General features: G+C 45.5%; 6 protein-coding genes. 4 read left to right on the top strand and 2 right to left on the bottom strand.

The window, feature by feature from the left end:
• Window position 1: 1 nt before the first annotated feature.
• Entirely contained in the window at window positions 2-3,154 is a 3,153-nt protein-coding gene (putA, locus tag OV592_RS14350) for a bifunctional proline dehydrogenase/L-glutamate gamma-semialdehyde dehydrogenase PutA (RefSeq protein WP_406609054.1), read from the bottom strand.
• A gap of 439 nt (window positions 3,155-3,593) precedes the next feature.
• Window positions 3,594-4,361 carry a helix-turn-helix domain-containing protein gene (locus tag OV592_RS14345; protein WP_406609053.1) on the bottom strand — a complete coding sequence of 256 codons (768 nt, stop codon included), beginning with the start codon at window positions 4,359-4,361 and terminating at the stop codon, window positions 3,594-3,596.
• Between the two features lie 246 nt (window positions 4,362-4,607).
• Between OV592_RS14345 and OV592_RS14340 the strand changes: the two genes are divergently transcribed.
• The 4 genes from OV592_RS14340 to OV592_RS14325 are packed head-to-tail and all read left to right on the top strand — an operon-like array spanning window position 4,608 to window position 22,346.
• Window positions 4,608-6,260 (top strand): ABC transporter transmembrane domain-containing protein, encoded by a 1,653-nt coding sequence (locus tag OV592_RS14340; RefSeq protein WP_406609052.1) that lies wholly within the window; start codon window positions 4,608-4,610, stop codon window positions 6,258-6,260.
• A 1-nt stretch (window position 6,261) separates the two neighbouring features.
• Window positions 6,262-8,313 carry a peptidase domain-containing ABC transporter gene (locus tag OV592_RS14335; RefSeq protein ID WP_406609051.1) on the top strand — a complete coding sequence of 684 codons (2,052 nt, stop codon included), beginning with the start codon at window positions 6,262-6,264 and terminating at the stop codon, window positions 8,311-8,313.
• Window positions 8,314-8,315: 2 nt separating this feature from the next.
• Entirely contained in the window at window positions 8,316-9,641 is a 1,326-nt protein-coding gene (locus OV592_RS14330) for an HlyD family type I secretion periplasmic adaptor subunit (RefSeq protein ID WP_152779394.1), read from the top strand.
• 12 nt (window positions 9,642-9,653) lie between these two features.
• On the top strand, window positions 9,654-22,346 hold the full coding sequence (locus OV592_RS14325; protein ID WP_406609050.1) for a VCBS domain-containing protein: 12,693 nt from the start codon (window positions 9,654-9,656) through the stop codon (window positions 22,344-22,346).
• Window positions 22,347-22,525: the final 179 nt, after the last annotated feature.

Here is a 22,525-nt window from a genome sequence, read left to right as displayed (position 1 = left end):
ATTAGTGCTCCTGCTGGGCAAGGGTGTTGCTTATGTTCGCCTTAGCAAAACGGTACAAATAGTGCGGGCCACCCGCTTTAGGACCCGTGCCAGAAAGACCCTGACCACCAAAAGGCTGTACCCCTACAACGGCACCTACTTGATCTCGATTTACGTAGCAATTACCCACTCGAGCACGCTGCTCGATATGCCGATAGGTACTTTCATTACGACTATGCACGCCCAAGGTTAAACCAAATCCACTTTGATTTATTTGATCGATCACCCTATCAAGTTGATTTGATTGATATTTAATCACATGCAAAATAGGGCCAAAGTGTTCTTGTGTTAATTGAGCAATGTCTTCGATTTGATAAGCGCACGGCGCAACAAAGCTGCCTTTGCTGCAATCTTCTGGAAGCGCTACTTGGTAAATGAGCTGAGCGTTCTTTTCTAACCAGCTAATATGAGCCTGCAGTTTTGTTTGAGCTTGTGGGTCAATCACCGGGCCTACATCGGTGCTTAATTTTTCTGGATTACCAATGGCCAGCTCTTGCATAGCACCTGCAATCAGCGAATAGACGCGTTCGGCAATATCCTCTTGAATAAATAATACCCGCAGCGCCGAGCAGCGCTGGCCTGCCGAGGCAAAAGCTGAGCGTAGTACATCTCTTACTACTTGCTCGGGCAGGGCGGTGCTGTCTACTATCATGGCGTTTTGGCCACCGGTTTCGGCGATAAACGGCACTGGCAAGGCATCGCGTTTAGCCAGCTGTTTGTTAATGGCTTGCGCAGTTGGCGTTGAGCCGGTGAAGGCAACACCTGCGATTCGTTTATCGCTGCATAAGGTTTGCCCTAGCAACGCGCCATTGCCCAGTATGAGTTGGATAACCTGCTTAGGTATTCCTGTTTCTAGTAGTAACTCGATACAGCGAGCAGCAATAAGGCTGGTTTGTTCGGCAGGTTTGGCGATGACACAATTGCCGGCAACCAAGGCGGCAGATACTTGGCCGATAAAAATGGCTAAGGGGAAATTCCACGGGCTAATACACACAAATACGCCGCGCCCTTGGTAACTGACTTGCTGTGCTTCGCCCCGAAACGAGCGTTGCTGCATAGGCGAGCTAAAGTGTTGAATGGCTTGCTGTGGGTAGTAGCGTAAAAAATCTACTGCTTCGCGAATTTCGTCAATGCTATCTAATACTGTTTTGCCCGCTTCGCGATGGCACAAGGCCACTAACTCTGGCATGTTTTGTTCTAGCTTATCAGCTAAGTGCAGCAAGTAGTTGGCACGTTGGCTTACTGGTGTTTGTTGCCATAGTTGGCAGCCTTGTTCTGCTACATTAATTGCCTGCAAGGCTTGTTCTGCATTGGCCCACTTTACTTCTCCAACCTGTTGAGTTCGTTGGTAAGGCGCTGTTATAAGATGGTGTTCGCCACTTTGAGTTTGCCCTTCAATAATTGAGCTGGCTTGCCATTGGTGATTGCCTAAAAACTGGCTGACTTGTTGCTCAAAGGGCTGCCATTCGCTTTCTATGTCGGTGGCGATGCCTTGGGAGTTTTGCCTTTGCTCACCAAACAATTGTGGAGGCAGGGCTATTTTCGGGTTATGTAAGCAGCTGCGTGATTGCAATAAATCTACTGGATGCACGGTTAAATCGGTGACCGGACAACGGGCATCTACTAAACGATGAACAAACGAGCTATTAGCGCCATTTTCTAATAAACGCCGCACTAAATAAGGCAGCAAATCTTTATGGCTGCCCACCGGGGCATAAATACGTACTTCGCTATTTAGCAGTTGTTTGGCATGGCTATATAGCGTATCGCCCATGCCGTGTAAGCGCTGAAACTCAAAGTCTTGGTGAGTCGCCATCGCCGACACCGCTGCAATAGTTTGCGCGTTATGGCTGGCAAACTGCGGGTAAATAAGCCCGCGAATATGCTCGCTAAGCAATAAACGCGCACAGGCCAAATAGCTCACGTCGGTGGCTTCTTTGCGCGTAAATACCGGGTAACCATGGTGGCCATGTTGTTGAGACAACTTTAACTCGCTATCCCAATAAGCGCCTTTTACTAAACGCATGGGAATGACATCGCCTTGCTGTTTGGCCAGTGTAGCTAACCAAGCAATTACTGCTAATGCCCGCTTTGAGTAGGCCTGCACCACTAAACCAAATTTGCCCCAGCCTTTAACAGCTTGGTGCTGGTAGAGCTTGGCAAATAGCTTTAAGGATATTTCTAGGCGGTCGGCTTCTTCGGCATCAATGGTAATGGCAACATCCTGTGCTCGGGCATGTTTTAGCAGTGCTAAAACCGTATCAAACAGCTCTTGCAGTACCTTTTCGTGGTTGGCTGCTTCGTAGCGAGGATGCAAGGCCGAGAGCTTGATTGATACCGAGGCCGCAGGATGAGCTTCACTAGTACTTGAACGTTGCTTAGCCACAACGCTAATAGCTTGGTGATAGTCGTTAAAATACTTTTGAGCATCTTGGCGGGTAAGGGCCGATTCGCCCAGCATATCAAAAGAATAAGCAAAGCCTTGTTGTTGCAAAGGCTCGCCATTGTTTAAGGCTTCTTGAATATTGCGGCCTAGTACAAACTGATGCCCCATTATTTTCATGGCTTGATGCATGGCTTGGCGGATTACCGGCTCGGAGAATTTGTTTACTAGCTTGTTGAGCACCTTGCTGGCTTGGCCATCTTGCGGGGTATCTAAACTCACTACTTTACCGGTTAGCATTAAGCCCCAGGTAGAAGCATTTACAAACAATGAGTCCGAGTTTTTAAGGTGAGACTTCCAATCTGCCACGCTCATTTTGTCACGAATTAACGCGTCGGCGGTGGCACTATCGGGAATGCGCATTAGCGCTTCTGCCAAGCACATAAGCAGAATACCTTCGCGGGTATCTAGGCTGTATTCAAGCAGCAGAGCGTCGATCATTTGCACGGCATTTTTGTCGGCGCGAACTCGCTCGATAAGTTGAGTGGCCAACACCGTAGTTTGGGTTAATTCACTTGGGCTAGGTTTAGCGAGTGGGATAAGTTGGCTTAACCAGCTTGATTCGTTTACAGCATAAAGCGGCGAAATGCATTGCCAAACCTTGGCTAAGGGCTGCTCAATAAACGAAGCTTGGGTCATGGCCTTAGCATCGAGTTGCATAGTGTTGTGCATGCTGGATCCTCGTGTTGCCATCCTCTGCGAGGGGACAGAGGATGTTACGGCTTTGTTATTTAGAGGCCGATTGTAGAGCGCTTTGGGCGTCGCGTATTTCGAAAAACTCCGCGTTTTTTTCGAAATTCTCTGTTGATGAACAAAAAGCGAAGCAAGCGTTTAACAATCTATTTAACCTGAACTCGGGATAAGGGAGTGACAATAACTCTCCTACCCAGTGCTTAATTTAGCTTTATGTTTCTAGCGAGGTAGTTTTACTTAGTTCTAGGCGAAGCTGCGCGCAAATCGCTAGCCTATTGCAAGTGGCTTCAACACCGAAATAAGTAAAAATAGCCCTTAGAAATCGGTTTATTATCCCGAGCTCAGGTTATTCACGTTGCTTATTTATAGTGTAGTCAGCCTAGGCGGGGCGAGCGAAGGCGACGTGGATGTTTTAGCTTTAGCTGGCTTGTTTACGGTAGCGAGCCGGTGTGATGCCATAAAAAGTGCTAAATGCACTGGTAAAGCTACTTTGGCTAGCAAAACCACAACGATGCGATATTTGCTCAATGCTTAATTGCGGTGTAGCTAAAAGCTGTTTAGCCGCGTTAAAGCGTTTGCGTAGCAAATATTGATGTGGGGTTAATCCGGTTTGCTGGCGAAACAATAAATGAAATTGGCTTTCGGCTAAAAACACACAACCAGCAAGTTGCGCCACGGTGATTTTTTGCTGCAAGTGTTGTTGAATGTAGCGGTCGATATGCTCCATTTGCAGGCGGGTGACCTTAGCTTGATGTTGTTTGCTTTGAGCCAAGTGATTTTGCAATACACACAACAGGGTATTGGCACAGGCCTCGGCTAGCATGGTGTCTTGCGGCTTAGTTAGCATTTCCTGACAAAGTGCATTGACGAGAACTTGCGATTGGTTGGCTAGCTTGAAGTATGATTGATGTTCGAACAACTGCTCGATTTTGGTCTGCAAACTAGCATGTTGAGTATCGGCCAGATTAATAACCAAGATTTGATTTCTGCCTACCCCGGTAAAGGCATGATCCGCAGAGGCGGGCACTAAGCAACCTTGACCTGGCCCCACCAAATTAGCTTGACCTTGAATGTCAAACTCGGTTTGTCCTTGCAAGCCAATCACCACCTGAAAATACTGATGGCTATGGTGGTGAGAGTGGCTGGGTAATGCCAGCACTTGAGCTAAGTTGGCTGATTCATTCATATCTGTTTGTTTAAAAAGTAATAAATAGATTTAAATGACAACATATACAGCAATGCTGAAATCATGAGCTAGATTAACGCTAACCGATAGTGAATTAGTTTTGTATTTGTGTCAATTTTGTTAATGAATATGTTGAGGCTTATTCGCAGGCTTAAATAAAAACTCACCAAAAAAGAAAAACTTCGATTATTTGCTAGGCTTATCAATAACTCATCGCAGTGTTTATTGAGAAAGGAAGCCAGCTAAATGAGGTATGCGTTAAGCTTATTGTTTCGAAACCGGTCAGCAATCGATGTATTGCTCTCATCTACATTTATAAACTTACTCTCGCTCGCTTTGCCTTTTGCCATGTTGCAGATTTACGACCGCATATTACCCAACCAAGGCTACGGCACGGCTACGGTTCTTATGCTCGGTGTAGCGGTGGCTATTTTACTAGAGCTAGTGTTGCGATATATACGTAGTTGGTTATTGGCTTCTGCAGCCGCTAACTTTGAGTTGCATACCACTATTGATGCGGTGAAAGCGCTACTCGCCAGCAGTTTTGAACCTATCGCGAAACTTGGCAGGGGCGGGGTATTTAATGGCTTAAGTTCAATAGCAGGTATGCGAGACCTATATTCTGGTCAAGCGGCCTTAGCCCTGATTGATTTCCCATTTGTTGTTATTTTCTTAGCTTTAGTGGCTTACATTGGTGGGCCCTTAGTTTTTATTCCGATTGCCGTATGGGGGTTAATTAGCTTACTTGTATTGTTGCTTGGCAAGCAGTTAGCCCAAGCCACTAAAGATTTAGCGCTTAGCGAGGCTGAACGTTCACGATTGTTGATTAACGTATTGTCTGGGCTAACCACCACTAAAGCCTTAGCTCTAGAAAGTGGCATTGCCGCAAATTACCGAAAAATTAACTATAAGCGTTTGCAACAACAACAGCGGGTTGATTGGTTATCAGCCAAGCTGCAAGAGTTTATTCAAGGCGCCTCTCAGGGAACTACCTTAGTATTGGTATTGTTGGGGTGTTTAATGGTGTTAGATGGACAGTTAACCACTGGTGGCTTAGCGGCTTGTTCTATATTAGCGGGTCGAGCGGTTGCTCCTTTAAGCGCCATTATTAGTCTGCGCTCTCGAATGGTTACCGCTAAGTCTGCGATGCAACAAGTAAGGCAGTTGACAAGTTTAGAGGGAGAACGCTTTAGCGCCGAACATTGCTATCAGCAAAAGTTACCAGCAGGGCCCATTGAATACAGCCATCTAAGTGCTAAAACTTCGGTGGCCTGTATTGAAAACGCGAGTTTTAGCTTGCCCGTTGGCAGCATGGTGGTAGTGCAATCTAATCCTCTTAGCCACGCCAGTTTAGTATTAAGTACGCTGGCTGGCTTTCATCAGTTGCAACAAGGCAGCATTAATATTGCTGGTGTTGAACTTGGCCAGCATGACGCAAATGAGTATCGCCAATCCGTGGTGTATTTAGCGCCGTGGCCTACCTTGTTTGCCGGCAGTTTGATGGAAAACATGACCTTGTTTCGGCCTGAATTAGAAGCTAATGCCATGGTGTTAGCAGAAGAGTTGGGTTTGAGTGCTGCCATTTCCTTGTTACCAGCCGGTTATCAAACCCGCGTGGGAGACAGCGGTAATCAAATGCTTAACAAAGGAGCGATTAAACTTATCGCTTTGGTGCGCGCGTTAGCGCAGCAACCGTCGATATTGCTGCTAGACGAGCCTATGTTGTCTCTAGATGCTGATGCTCAGCAGCGTTTACTGGCCTTGCTAAGTAAGCAAGGCGATGACATGACGGTGATGATCGCTTCGCATTTTGACGAAGTAAAAGCCCATTGCGACATACAACTGCAAATTGCAGAAGATGGCTTAGTCAAGCTGTTAAAACAACAGAGGGGGGCTTAACATGGAGCAGCAAAATCCTGATTTAAAACCCACCTTAATTAGTTTGTTGCAGCAACTTGGTTTGTACTCTCAAGCAACCAATATAGAACAAGACCAGCGCATAGATTCGCTAGATGTTATGGGTTTTGTGGGGCTGCTTAAAAAACACCATATTGCCTATTCGGTGCATCGTCACTTGCCTTCCTTAGTTTCTCAAGCGGCTCATCCTTTTGTACTGATATCTGATCATCATGCTCCTAAGTTGTTGCGTCGCCATGGTGAGCAACTGGAACAGTTTGAGCAGCAGTGGCAAGCCTGTGACCCCGCAACTATCGGTGAAGACGCGCATCTAATTATGATTGAGCGCTTGCCTCAGCAGGGATCTTCTGCGAAAGCTTTTGCCGAGCAAGTGAGCAAGCGAAGTAAATGGTATCGGCCGGTATTTTGGCTCAGTTTATTGTCTAGCTTGACGGGATTAGCCGTGCCGCTATTTACAATGGCAGTTTATGACCGTGTAATTGGCGGTCAAACACCTGAGGTATTGCCCAGTATTGCTTTAGGTGCGGCATTGGCCTTAAGCATTTTAGTTGCATCTCGCTTGATTAGAGCAAGAGTGATGTCCTCAGCGAGTAATCGCATGGCGAGAGATTTGTCTGAACTTACCTTTCACCGTTTGCTGAACATGCCGTTAATGGTGTTATCGCGAGTGGGCATTGCCAATCATGTGGCGCGTATGCGTAATGCAGAAAAAGTTCGCACTGTGTTATCTGGTCCTGCTGCAGGTGGCTTAATCGATTTACCTTTTACCTTCATCGCCTTAGCGACCATTACTTTGTTGAGTGGTTGGTTGGTGCTGGTTCCACTGCTGATGTTACTGGTGTTTTACCTACTTATGCGACTAATGCGCAGCTACATTCAAAGCGCTTCTCCTACGGTATCTGGTGAGTATCAAAATGCGCTTAACGAGTTGGCTAAAAATCTCACCCAATTAAAAGCGGCCGGGCAAGTCGATGCTTGGACCACTAAGTTTGCCCGTTTATGCCGTGAGAATAGCCGGCAGAACTTTCGTTATGCGGCGCGCAATGGGCTAATGGCTGCCGTTGCTCATGCTTTAAGTCTATCCACTGCCTTGGTCACTGTTTTCTGTGGCATTTTCTTGGTGCTTAACCAGTCAATATCTGCTGGGGCGTTGATTGCCTGTGTCATGCTGATTTGGCGAATTACCGGCCCAGCGCAACTAGCGTTTAGCTCCACCCAAAAGTTCACCTTGCTAAAGGGGGCCGCTGAGCAGTTTGACCGATTTATGCAGGTGAAAACCGAAAATAGCGAACTGCGTTTGGATGTACCCGATATGAGCTGCGCACCTAGTGTGTCTTTTCAACATTTAACCTTGCGTTATGGAGCCGAAATGGAGCCGGCATTATCGGCCGTTAATGCTGAAATAGACGCTGGAGAAATAGTAGCAGTCATTGGCCCTAATGGCTGTGGTAAAACCTCATTGTTGCTATCAGCTTTAGGGGTAATTGAACCTCAAGCCGGTTATGTAGCAATAAACAACAAAAACATTCGCCAGTACGATCCGGAGCTATTGCGCTCATGGGCGGCTTATTGCCCGGCAGAGCCAGATTTATTTCCGGGCACTTTGGCTGAAAACCTACGAGTAGCAAATCCTGATGCCAGTGATGAACAATTAATTGATGCGTTGTTGGCTGCTGGTGGGCAAGCGTTATTTAGCGCGTTAAATGAACAGTTAGATGCGCCAATTGCAGGTGATGACAGTGCCATGCTATCGGCGGTAGAAGGTGGCTACATTTCTTTAGCAAGAGCACTACTAAAAGGGGCTCAGTACTTGCTGTTAGACGAGCCTTTAGCAAACCGAAACCCAGATGCTAAACGCCAATTTATTCGCACCTTAGAAAGCTTGCGAGGCAAAGCCACAATTATCTTCACCAGCCATGATCAAGAGCTAATTCAACTAGCCGACAAGGTAATAATTTTAGACAAAGGTACAGCCGCTTATGTTGGACCTATTCCTTCACAGCAGCCTCAAACCAACAGTGATACGGAGCAGTAAATATGGAACAGCGTCAATTGTCTAATCGTATTTGGCCAGAACATGAATTTACTGATGCCATTGAAGCCCCCGCGGAGAGAACGCTGATTAGGCGTATTGCGTGGTTTATTGCGTTGTCAGTATTGGGAATGCTGTTGTGGTCAATTTTTACCACTGTGGAAGAAATTGCTAAAGCCAAAGGGCAGGTAGTGCCACTGGGTCACCGACAAGTTATTCAAAGCCAGCTAGGTGGAACTTTAGCCTCTGTGAGTGTAGAGGAAGGTGACGTGGTTAAGCAGGGCGATGTACTTGCAAATTTTGTGGCCATTGATAGCCAGTCTTTAGAGGAAGAATTAGCCAGCAAACAAGCCAACTTAGAATTACGTATTGAGCGTTATAACGCCTTTGTTGAGCAGCGCCAAGCTAACTTTTCGGCATTTGAAGCAGAGTATCCTAAATTGGTGGCGCAGCATGTTTCAGCGCTTAAAAGGATGAATGCTGAGTTAGCTGCAACCTCAGCATTAACAGAATCGGAGATAGCTAAAGCTAAGGCAGAATTAGCAGCAGTAGAGAATGAAGTGCCAGCATTAAGTGATCAAATAGCGGCTTCTCGTAAAACCATCAACATGATGAAATCACCAGGTGGCATTCAGGTGGTTTCTAAATTACAGGTACTAGAAGCTCAACAAAAGCTCGACTCTTACATAAGAGAGCTAAAATCTTTAGAGGGTAAAGAACAAGTTTTAAGTAAAAGTCTAACTAACCTAAGTAAGCAACTAGATCAGAAAAATGCGGCTTTGTTCAATCAAGTAGGCGAAAAACGGGCTGAGGCTCAAGCCGAATTGTTAGGGGTTGAGGCGCGTTTAAAGTCTTCCGGTTCACAAGTTTCTCAAACTACTGTTTTGGCGCCGGTCGATGGGATTGTGCAATCTATTCCGACTACCTCCTCAGGCAGCGTAATTGCACCAGGCGGAACTGTCGCAGTAATTGTTCCCACTACCAAGGAAGCGCTAATCGAAGCCAAACTATCTCCACGTGATATTGGTTTTGTTACCGAAGGACAACCTGCAAGGGTGAAAATAGACGCCTTTGATTACAGCCGATATGGGGCATTAGATGGGATTGTGCAAAGGATTTCTCCTTCTACAGATACCGATGAGAAAGGGGGCGTTTTTTACAAAGTTAAAATAAGCATAGATAAACCCTATTTTAACGATGACCCTGAGCGCTTTGGCCTTATTCCTGGGATGACTGGTGAGGTGGATATTGTGACGGGGGATAAAACGGTATTTCAATACTTATGGAAGCCAGTATTTACCAACATAACCACAGCCTTTGGCGAACGTTAAGAGAGGTTTGTTATGACTAAGCAGCAAGATAAATCAGCCTCAAATGCCAAAGGCAAACTCTCTCTAGGTAGTAACAGCAACAACAAAGGTAAGGAGCTAAAAAAAGCCAAGCGTATTGATGAAGATGTTGCGCGACTTAAAGCTAAAGAACTCCGGGATGGAAAAACCGTAGGTTTAAGCAATCAAGATTTGGTTGCTGATAAATCTCATCAGCAACTGCTAAGTGAGCAGCAGGCTTTACCAGATGAGGGGTTATTGTCAGAAGCCACAAATCCGTTAGAGACAATTTCGAAAACCGGTAAAGGTGGGGAATCTGCTAATGCTAAATCCTCCGAATCCGATGACACTTCAAAAGCCGTTGCTGGCGCTGCCTTGGTGGAAGCTCCCTTAATTGATGGCAGCAAAGCGACAGCAAGAGTGGGTAAAGGAGGGGGTAGCAGTGCCAACTCTCATTGGTTTGCTGCACATTCATTTCTTAATCATGTTGGGGTTAAGGGTTTAACGAGCAACCAGTTGGCAAATGTTGAGGGTAATAATTATAAGCCCAGTGTGACAGTACAACAGCTTACTAAAGTTAATCACTCTCAAACTGACCAGCAGCAAGTACCTGTTATTCATGCTGAAGGGGCTCAGCAACAAAGCGGATCAGTAAAAGAAGATAAAGTGAGCGAGGTGAGCGGTCAGTTGCATGTTGCTGGTGTTGACGCTAACCAAGTAAGCTGGTCAGTTGAGTCAGGAAGTGGGGTTTATGGCCAGCTGGTTGTAGACTCTCATACTGGCCAGTGGCGTTATCAGTTGGATAATGTACTAGCTACGACCAATGCTTTGGCTGAAGGAGAGCACCATAGTGAGCAATTTGTTGTTTTAGTTAAAGACAATCTGCAGCATCAAATCAAAATGGTGGTTTCAATAGAGGTGGAGGGTAGTAATGATAAACCCCAAATCTCTGGTTTGCACCATGCCAACGTTACTGAGATGGCTGCACTTTCTGAAGTTGATGGTCAGTTATTCGCTAAAGATCCAGACCACAATGAGCAACTACAATGGGCAGTTAGCCACTCTCAAGGTCAATATGGCCGATTAACTATTAACCCTGATAATGGGCAGTGGCAATATCAGCTTGATAATAAGCAACCTGCAACCCTTGCGTTAATCGAAGGGCAAAAGGGGGTTGAGCACTTTGTTGTTAGTGTAACCGACAGTGCTGGTGAAGTAGTTAAGCAAGACTTAACTATTCAAGTTCTTGGCACTAATGAACAGGCGATCATTGGCGGAGGGTATAGTGGCTTACTCAGCGAAGATAAAGATGTTCATCAAGGGCAACTGCGCGCAGATGGTGTATTAACAGTTACGGATCTGGATAGCGGTCAAAACCAGTTCCAAGCCAATGTGCTACAAGGGCAGTTTGGTAGCTTATCTATTGACGAACTTGGCCATTGGACATACACAGCTGACAATTCTCAGACTGCCATTCAAGGCCTTAACAGTGGCGAGTCACTCACCGATACATTGTTGGTGCATTCAGTTGATGGCACTGAGCAAAAGATCACGGTGACCATTAACGGCTCTGACGACAAAGCTGTGATAGGAGGTACTGCAACCGCCACATTAACCGAAGACAAAGACCTTCATAGCGGACAGCTTCGCGTTGATGGCGCGTTAACAATTACTGACGCAGACAATGGCGAAGCCCAGTTCCAAGCAACGGCTTTGCAAGGGCAGTTCGGTACGCTGACTATCAATAATCTCGGCCATTGGACCTACACAGCGGATAACTCACAAGCCACGATTCAAGGTCTAAAAACGGGTGATTCGGTTACGGATACGTTATTGGTTCACAGCGTCGATGGCACTGAACAAAAAATCACTGTCGCGATTAACGGTACTGATGACAAAGCAGTGATTGCAGGCACCAGTACAGCTACGCTCACCGAAGATAAAGACGTGCATGGTGGTCAACTGCGTGTTGATGGCGCACTTAACATCACCGATGCTGACAACGGCCAAGCCCAGTTCAATGCCGAGAGCCTGCAAGGCCAATTCGGTACACTGACTATCAATAATCTCGGCCATTGGACCTATATCGCCGATAACTCACAAGCCAACATTCAAGGCCTGAAAACGGGTGACTCGGTTACGGATACTGTATTGGTTCACTCGATTGACGGTACATCACAAAAAGTCACCGTCACCATTAACGGTAGTGAAGATAAAGCAGTGATTGCAGGCACTTCAACTGCAACACTCACTGAAGATAAAGACGTTCACTCAGGATTATTAAGGGTTGATGGTGCGTTAACCATTACTGATATCGATAACGGCCAAAACCAATTTGTTGCCGATAGCTATCAAGGTAATTACGGCTACTTATCGATTAATCAGCTTGGCCATTGGGTCTATACTGCTAATAATAACAGCGCCGCCATTCAAGGCTTAAAAGCTGGGAACACGCTAACTGAAACATTATATGTGCATGCGATTGATGGCACAGAGAAAGTTCTTAAGATAAATATTAATGGAACCGAAGATAAAGCCCTCATCAGTGGTGTATCAAGCGTTTCACTTGTTGAAGATAAAAACCTACACGCTGGCTTTTTACATGCAGACGGTATGTTGGCAGTAAAAGATGCTGATATTGGAGATAACCAGTTTCAGGCCAATGCTTCACAAGGTTTATTTGGCGAATTAACCATAAATAATAATGGTCATTGGACTTATACCGCTGATAATAATCAACCTGCAATTAATCAACTCAAAACAGGTGAGTCGTTAATTGATACGATAGTTGTTAAATCTATCGATGGCAGCGAACATCAAATAAAAGTCATCATCAAAGGTCAAGATGATAAAGCAGTTATCTCAGGTTCATCCACATTAGATGTCACTGAAGATAAAAACCTTTTCCAAGGACAGTTGAGAGCAGATGGTCAGCTTAATGTTTTAGATCCCGACTTAAGTGAAGCCCAATTTATCGCTGGTACTCTCACTGGTCAGTATGGCCATTTTACTATCGACCCTTCTGGCGCTTGGACATACACCTCAAACAACAAACAAGCGGCAATACAATCTCTTAATGCAGGGCATGAAATTACCGATACGGTCATAATCAAAACTGCTGATGGCACCGAACAAACTCTCTGTGTTCATATTCATGGTACCAATGATAATGCAGTTATTTCAGGCACAAATACTGGGGTAATTTCAAATGCTTCTGGCGCACCAAATATTTTGTACGCTAATGGTCAACTTAACATCACTGATGTTGATACAGGAGAAGCACATTTTCAATCACAAGTAATAGCAGGTGCTTATGGGAGCTTTTTAACGATTAAGCCAAATGGTGAATGGCAATATGCAGTCGATCATTACAATGCTAATGTGATCAAGTTACCCCATGGGCAGCAGCTAACCGAAAGCTTTACCGTAAAATCCTTAGACGGTACCGAGCATACTATCTCAACCACCATTGTCGGTGATAACACGCCAGCGATCATCACAGGTACTGATGTTGCGCTATTTAAAGAAGACGGCACTAAACAAACAGCGACAGGACAATTGAACATTCTCGACCCTAATACTGGCGATGAGCATTTCAAGCCTGAAACGCTACAAGGCAAATATGGCGAATTACACATCGACGACAAAGGGCTATGGCATTATGCGCTCAATAATCAAGGTGTAGCAGTTCAAAGTCTTAAAAGTGGCGAAACCGTTGATGACTTGTTCTTTATTAAAGGTCACGATGGCACTCCACATGGTATTCAAATACAAATACTTGGAACCAATGACTTAGCCAATATAAATGGGGTAGATGCGGGTGTTGTCGTTGAAGACAAACTGAGTTCAGGCCTACTGATAACCAAAGGTCAATTGACCATTACCGATATAGATAATGGCCAAGATTTATTCCCTTCAGGACTACAACAAGGGCAATTCGGTCAACTTGTTATCAGTAATAATGGTCAATGGCAGTACATTGCTAACAACAATCAACCTCAGATACAGCAACTGTCTCAAACAGAAGCGCTTAAAGAAGTATTTGTGGTCCACTCAATTGATGGCACCAGCCACAAAATTGAAGTCAATATACATGGCAGCAATGACATCGCTAAGATCACCGGCGATACCTCTGCAGTGCTTCAAGAAGACATTCATAGCCACCGAGGAAATCTAGTCGCACAAGGCCAGCTAGTCGCCACTGATATCGATCACGGTGAATCCCAATTTATTGTGGATGTTAATCACGCTGCTTACGGTCAATTTTCAATAAATAATGACGGCCATTGGCAATACGTTGTTGATAATAATAGCCCTAATATTCAGGCGCTCACCAGCAAAGATACGCTCACAGATACCATCATCGTCCGCACCGTAGATGGCACAGAAAAATCCATTACAGTTACAATTAATGGCAGTGATGATAAAGCGATTATTGGTGGCGTTGATACTGGTGATGTCACCGAAGGCACCGCAGGGCTTGATATGTCACCAGATCAAGCTCAACCAGGTATGAGCCTTCTTGGACGCAGTCCGCTTTATGTCAGTGGTGCACTGACCATTACCGATCTTGATGCAGGTGAGGCAACCTTTGACTCTCGCGGCCTAGGATTTAATTATGCCGGTAAATACGGTGACTTAATGCTGCGAGAAGATGGAACATGGTCATATTATGCAGATGCTGGCAACATCCGAATTAAAGGTGGACATGCGACTAATAGAGGCACAGCAATTGATCAACTTGGTAAAGGAGAAACACTCACCGACACAGTAACTATCTATTCAAAAGATGGTACAGCTCACGATATAGTGATCACCATTCACGGTAGTAATGATCGCCCTTACTGTTCATCTGAGGTGACTCTCAATGCTGGCACAGAAGATACTCGCCAAACCATCACTGCAGCACAACTCCTATCCAATACAATTGATGTCGATAATAATGACGCAGGACTACTGACCATTGAGAATCTGCATGCAGACCATGGCTCAATTAAACACAATCAAGACGGTAGCTTTTCATTCACACCGGAAAAAGACTATAACGGCCAAGTACATTTCACCTATGACGTCTTAGATGCTCATGGAGGTACCACCCACACCGGCGCGACAACAGTATTAACGGCAGTTCAAGATAGCGCAATTATCACTGAAGTTAGCACTGGGAGCATTACTGAAGATGGGTCTCATAGAAGCAGTAATGGAGGAACAGTAACGGAGTTAGCAACGGGCTCACTTACTGTGGTTGACCCTGACACTGGTGAAAACTCATTCCAGTTTAGCCAATTCGGTGAAACAAAAATTCATGACCCTTATAATGGCTTGTTACGTATCGATAGCGCTGGTACTTGGACTTATCATGTTGATAACGCAAAGCTACAATACCTAGCTGAAGGTCAAACTGAAGTTGTTATATATCGCGTACATAGTAAAGATGGTACACCCTACGATCTTCATATTAATGTCACGGGGACTAATGATGCACCCACTGTAAACCAAGTGCATCTAACCAATGGTACTGAAGATGTCAGTTACCAAATGCAAGCAAGCCAGTTTGGTTTTACTGACATAGATACTGGCGACACCTTACAGGCTATTACCTTAACTAACTTGCCAAGCGCAGCAGAAGGCAAATTTGTACTTGATGGACATGATGTATCAGCAAATCAGATTATCGATGTTGGAAATATCAGTAAGCTTCAATTTGTCCCAGCTAAGGACTTTCATGGTGATGTTCATTTCAGTTATACCGTGAATGATGGCCATGCCGATTCCGCTCCCGCTCAGGCATCCATCAATATCGCAGCAGTGAATGACCCATTAACTGACAGTGGTGCCCGCAATTTAGGCACAACAGATGAAGACCATTCGATTCATATTACACAGGCGCAGCTACTTGAACATTTGTCGGACCCTGACGGGTCACTACAGATTGTTGGTACCCCAACTTCATCCCACGGAACCTTTAGTGGCGACGCAATTCACGGCTACACGTTTACGCCTACTGCCAACTTTCATGGCGACAATGTCGATATTATTTACCAAGTTACCGATGGCACCAGCCAGAGCACTGCGCATGCAAGCATAGACATTGCCTCTGTGACCGATAGTGCTCATGCAACACTAAGCTTTACCACTGAACAACAGGTAATGAGGTTTGATAGTAGTGGTCAAGGTTCGGTAATGAACAATGGCGAACTACAAACAGGCGACACGATCTCCAATATTGCCGTGGAGTTCAACGTCATCGGTGGCAATCAGGTTGCTACACAAGGTATACATGGGGCAACGTTTATTAGTTATGGGAACAGCCATTCCACCAACGAACTTTACGCTTGGAAACCATCAAATCTAACCGTATCGATTTGTGGCACTGAGTATGCGACAGGTATTGACACTACTGCTGACAATTTAACCCACCGTTACACACTATTGTGGGACTCCCACTCTGGCATCTTACAAGTATTGCAAGATGGTAAAGTAAAATTCACCCAAGATAATGTCCATCAAGGTGATACGATGCCAGGTAAGGGGATGCTGTCGCTAGCGCAGGATCAAGATGGCAACTTAGTCCATGAGGATGGCCACCATCAAAATCATGGTTTTCAGCCCAAAGATGCATTCCATGGGCAAATATTCAGTGCTGCAATGGTCACTAATCATCCGGTTGATGCCAGCTTATTATCACAAGCCCCGTTAAATAGCGTTGTGGATAAAAATAATGGCTTGGTTATTGATATTAGGATGGCAAATGGGGTCGCGAGCGATCTTACTGGCCATCATCAAATCACAACAACAGCTACTGGAGTGATATCAGAAGTCGTGCAAGTCGACAGCACCTTGGTCCCACCAAATCCTGATGCGCTCATTCGCTTAAATCCGGTCATCACTCCCCCTACCGATACTGACGACAAAATTGTCAAAACAGAGATTACTGGATTACTAAAAGGTACTGTTATCAGTGATGGACATGGGCATAGTCACACTATTAATGGAATGACAGATAAAGTCGATGTTAAAGATTGGTCGTTAGCCGATTTAACTGCACAATTGCCTGGTGGCGATAGTCACAATATGAATATAGGACTCATTGTCACCACCCAAGGACCAGACAATACTCAAGCGATAGACAGCCATTTTCAGGCATTAGTTCTGGATCCAACCAAACCAGTTCCCAATGCCCAAATTGGTGGTGATGATCTTGCCAATACTGATGAAGATACCAGCATCTCTGGCGTGCTAAGTGTGCAAGATACAGATACCGCGCAAATGCACTTTAATGTTGCTGCTCTAGATGGCACCTATGGACACTTAGCTATTAATTCAGCTGGCCAGTGGACCTTTACTCCAAATGCCACCGCTAATGCGTTAACCAAAGATGATCAGGTACACGAAACCTATACCGTTTCTAGTATTGATGGCACCCAACACCAAATCACCATCAACATTGATGGCCGTGACGATAACCCAATCGTTACTGAACTCGCAGCACCTAAAACCGTTATTGAAGACGGCGGACACGACCACGTTCGCACTTCAGGCATGCTAAGTATCAGCGATCCAGATACTGGAGACACCCATAGCATTACCGAACAAACCGATGTGTTGGGTACATATGGACACTTTACAATTGCAGCCAATGGCGGCTGGCAATACGAACTTGATAATGCTTTAGCTGCTACTCAAGCCTTAACCGAAGGGCAACACGTTACCGAAACATTTAATGTAGTCGTTACCGATAATGAAGGTGGTCAAACAACTCACACCATGCACTTTGACGTACAAGGTAGCAATGAAGCACCAACGATTGCGACACAAGTCATCCATGCTATTGAAGATGTTAGTTATCACTTTACTGATGTTGACTTTGGTTTTACTGACAGCGATGGCGGCAGCTTAAGCAGTATCACCATTACGGAATTACCCGCTGCCAGTTTAGGTGTGCTGCATCTAAATGGTGCTGCCGTAACGGTTAACCAAGTCATTAGCCAAACGGATATTGCTAACCTGATATTTACCCCTGAACAAGACGTTAACGGTAGAGTTAACTTTAAGTACTCAGTTAATGATGGCCATGACAACTCATCGGTAGCAACGGCTGAAATTGATATTGCAGCAAGAAATGATGCACCGACCTCAGTTCATCTAAGTGTTAGGGATATTGAAGACCATAGCCATACTTTCAGTAAAAATGAATTCAGTTTTGCTGATGTTGATACGGGCGATACATTGCAGCACATTACCATCACTCACCTGCCCAACCCTGCACACGGTAGTTTATTATTAGATGGTCGAGCAGTGGTTGCTGGCCAGCAAATTGATGCTGATAACATTGATAAATTGGTCTTTACGCCAGTAACAGATTTTAATGGCGAGTCTGCGTTTAAGTACTCAGTAAGCGATGGCAGCCTAGACTCGAAAGAGTACACTGGCGCAATCCACATTTCAGCAGATAACGATGCGCCAACTTTCTTAGCAGGTGGGCAATTTGCATCACTGCCCATCTCGGCGGCTTACGAATTTTCGGGTAATCAAGGCACCGATCTATCAGGCCGAAATAATCATGCCGTGCTAAGTGGCACCATCACTGCCACCACAGGTGCTGATGGCACGCCAGATTCAGCAGTGCAATTTCATGGTGATAGCGGTGCCAAAATCGAAGTCCCGGATTTACAATATGGCCAAGGTATTACGGTATCCGCCACGGTAAAATTTGACTCAATAGCTGACAGTTATTCCAGAGTGTTTGATTTTGGTAATGGCCAAGCCAAAGACAACATTTTGCTCACCCATAGTGGCACCACCGATACACTACAGCTCGAATTCATCGACGCTGCGGGTCAAAAGCATGACCTAATGGTGCCTCATGGGGTCACCCCGGGCCAATGGATGAAACTGACCGCGACCATTAGTCATGATGGTCATATGGCACTGTATAATAATGGCCAGCTATTAGGGGAAACCGATAGCGGCGCAGAGCTTCCCGCTACCGCTAGAAGTCAAAATTTCATTGGCAAGAGCCACTGGTCACAAGATGGTAACCTGCATGGTGCTTTTGATAATTTTGCGGTGTTTGATCAGGTCATTTCTCCTGCACAAATTAAAGCACTTGCTGCAGCAAGTAACTTGAATGATCTGCTACATAAGTACGATCAAATAGACCACGACCAATTTCACGCAACAGTTAACGTCAATCAAAGCTTTACCATCAATCAAGATGATATTTTAAACCAAGCCACTGATATTGATGGTGACACCTTATCGGTATCCCACGTATCCATTGCTGGGAATCACGGCACGATTCACGATAATGGTGATGGCACTTGGACCGTTACCCCTCAATCCAACTATCGCGGTGAATTGAAAATCGAAGTCGACGTGACCGATGGGCAAGAAACACTACCTGCGCACCTTACAGTTCAAGTAGGGAATGCCAGCATCACAGGCGATAGCAAGCTAACTACCGACGAAACCCATGCCGTTTCGGGTCAACTTACGGTGACCGACCCCGATACCAACCAAGATCACTTCATCGCTCAAGTACTGCCTAGCAGCCATGGGGAATTTAGTATCGATACCAGTGGTCATTGGCAATATACGCCTAACAAAGCCGCACAAGCGCTGTCACTGGGCCAAAGTGCCACCGATATCGTTACAGTTAAGACTGCCGATGGCACCCAACATCAAATCAGTGTCGACCTCACTGGTAGCGACACCGCGCCAACCACCGTCACCACCGATTTAGGCAAGGTTGAATCTGGCCACACACACGACTTTCAAGCAACTGATTTACTTGCGAATGTTACCGATGTTGATACCAGCACCGCGGGATTATCGATTGTGGCAGGTTCACTGCTCTCTCCCCATGGAACGGTAGTAACCAATCCTGACGGCAGCTATAGCTTTACTGCAACCCCAGGCTTTGTTGGTAACGATTTAGCCATTAGTTTCAAAATCAGCGATGGTCATAACACTATTGATGCCAACGCAATAATTGATGTCACGCCGCCTCTGGCAATTACCAGATTAGAATATGATACCGGTGTCAGTGACAGTGACTTTGTTACTAGCGACGGCCACATAATCTTATACGGAACTGGCGAGCCCGGTAGCACTATCATGGGCAGTGGGATTCTCAGCGGTCCTAAAGCAATTGTCGATGCAAATGGTCATTGGAAAATGGATGTCAGCGCAACAGATCGCGCCGATGGTACCTATACGCTGACCGTATTTGAAGTAAAAGCTAATGGCAGCTATGCCCAAGCCCATCATAAAATCACTATAGATACTGCTAAACCAACGCTGTCTATCGACCCTATCTCCAATGACGATTGGGTAAATCATCATGACCATCAGCAGGATTTAACTATTACAGGTGTCACAACCCATGTGGCTGATGGCAATTCGGTTGATGTGATTGTGGCTGGTACACACTATAGCGCCAGCGTTAACAATAACCATTGGCAATTGACCATTCCTGCCAACCAAGTTGCCAATATTGGCGACAACGCCTATCAAGTTCATGCTGAGGTTGTCGCTACAGCAACTGGCGATAGCGCTCATGAACAGAGGCAACTGGTGGTTTCAGCTGATCTCAGTACGCTGATACAAACTCAAGCCGTCGAGGAAGACAGTAAGACGACTGCAGCGGGAACGTTATTTGCTGTTGGTGCCAGTGAAACCGTGACCACTACCGGGGTGCTGCAGGGCAACTATGGCACCTTACACATGAACGCCGATGGTAGCTATCACTACACATTGGACAATCAAACTGCCGCGATTCAGCAAATGGGGCAAACCGATAGCCATGCAGATAACTTTTTCATCAGTTACACCAATAACCATGGCGACACCAAGCATGCCGTGGTCAATATTGGTATTCATGGCACCAACGACGCGCCTCTACTAACAGGCACTTTTGAGATATCCCGTTCAATTACGACGGGCTCAATGACCAACACCCACTCTTACGGCTATATCAATATTGATGACATTGATAACGCTGATAACCTCAACGTCGAGTACATAGATAATCAAGGCGGTCACCATCAACTGGATTTCACTCCAGGCAACCGCAATAAAATTGATGTGCAGGGCATTGGTTACTTTAATATTGATGCCGACGGTCGCTGGGACTTTACATTTAGCCACAGTGGTCCAGAGCGTGACAAGCTTGATCAAGAAGTGGCTGCAGGTAAAATCCATACCGAAACGGTCACCCTCAAAGTTACCGATGGCAGCGGTGAGAGCCGAGAAGAACACTTAACAGTACACATTGGTGACGGTAAAACCGGGCCGCAAATTTTCGGCGCGTCCGAGTCTGTGGTTACCGAAGATAAAGTCACACGCTCGCACGGTTTACTCGATTTATTAGTTGGTGATGTCAAAGTCGCCAGCGGTGTCACCTGGGCATTGCAAGCCGGAACACGTCCGCAATACGGTGACCTAACCTTAAGTAGCGATGGCAGTTGGCAATATCAGGCCCACAACGATTCGGCTCGTGTGCAGGCCTTGGCTCAGGGTGAGCGACTTGAAGAAACAATAATGGTGACCGCTACCGACTCTCTTGGTCACAGCGTAGACCAAGCCATGAAGTTAGTGATCATCGGTACCAATGATGTACCTGTTGTTGGTCATGCCCTTGCTAATACGGTTGTTGAAGATCATCTGCTCACTCTGAGTAAAGCTGATTTACTTGCTAACGTTCACGATACAGACGCTAAAGATGTGCTTGATGTAAGCCATTTATCAATAGTCGGTGGTGGTACTATCACCCAACAAGGTGACCATTGGGTTATTAATCCAGGGGTAAATTATAATGGGGAATTACGCTTAAATTATACGGTGACCGATGGTCATGTAGCGATAGATAACACTATGGCGATTCATGTGTCGCCTGATGCCGATACTCCTACCATGATATTTACTAAGCATGTCGGTGATTTAGCTTCGCCACTCGATACTATGGCGATTTCGGGGAATGAAAATTCTGATTTAGCACTTAATATTAACGTATCCAGTCCAGATACAAATGAAACGCTCACAGTTGAAATCACAGGCGTTCCACCAGGGGCTTCGCTATCTGCGGGGACTGAAAATAACGGCATATGGACACTACAACAAAGCGAATTAACTAACCTCAAAGTTATTCCTGAAGCTGACTTTCATGGCCATTTTGATTTAAATGTTTCAGCAATTAGTCATGATGGCAGTGAACAGGCTTCGGTTAGTCAAACTATTGGAGTTGATGTACTGGCGGCACCTGTACTCGCCGGAATAGGGCAATCAGATGCTCCACAAAGTGACACTGAAACAGATACGCTGACCTTTAGTTCAAATGTTGATGCCGATTTATCCAACTTGGCAAGCACTGGAGTTCTCAATGATCCTATTGCTCCGGTAGACCACTACTTTCAAATGTTGGGAATGACCAGAGATAACACGCCATTGGAGTCTTCTGATGGCGACCAAACAGATCTACTACCTGAATTTAACGTAGACAACCCTTTAGCTGATGCAGATGATTTAGCATTACAATCGTCGGATCCGTTTGACAATCCATTGGCTGAAGGTGAGGACCAACATCATCAACTTGATGATGCCCAAGACAATAATCATAGCCAACTTGTTGATGATAATACGGTTGTGGATAGTCATGATGATGAGCTGTTGCATTCGGCGCTCAACAATATGCACAATCAATGGTAAATATATCGAATGTTGTTTGAGCTAAATGAATATCAAATATTGCACTAAAATAAGGCGATATGTTAATTCTTAGCAAAATAAACTAAAAGGGGATGGTGAGGTAGTTTTTTCTCTTGGTGTTCACTAAGTGGCGTGGCAAAATGCCGCCTTACCCTCATATGAAGTTGTTTAGTTAAAGG

It is taken from the genome of Agarivorans sp. JK6 (assembly GCF_045277145.1).
GTDB classification, from domain to species: Bacteria; Pseudomonadota; Gammaproteobacteria; order Enterobacterales; family Celerinatantimonadaceae; genus Agarivorans; species Agarivorans albus.
The sequence above is the reverse complement of the archived record's forward strand: the minus strand, read 5'-3'. Positions and strand labels throughout refer to the sequence as shown.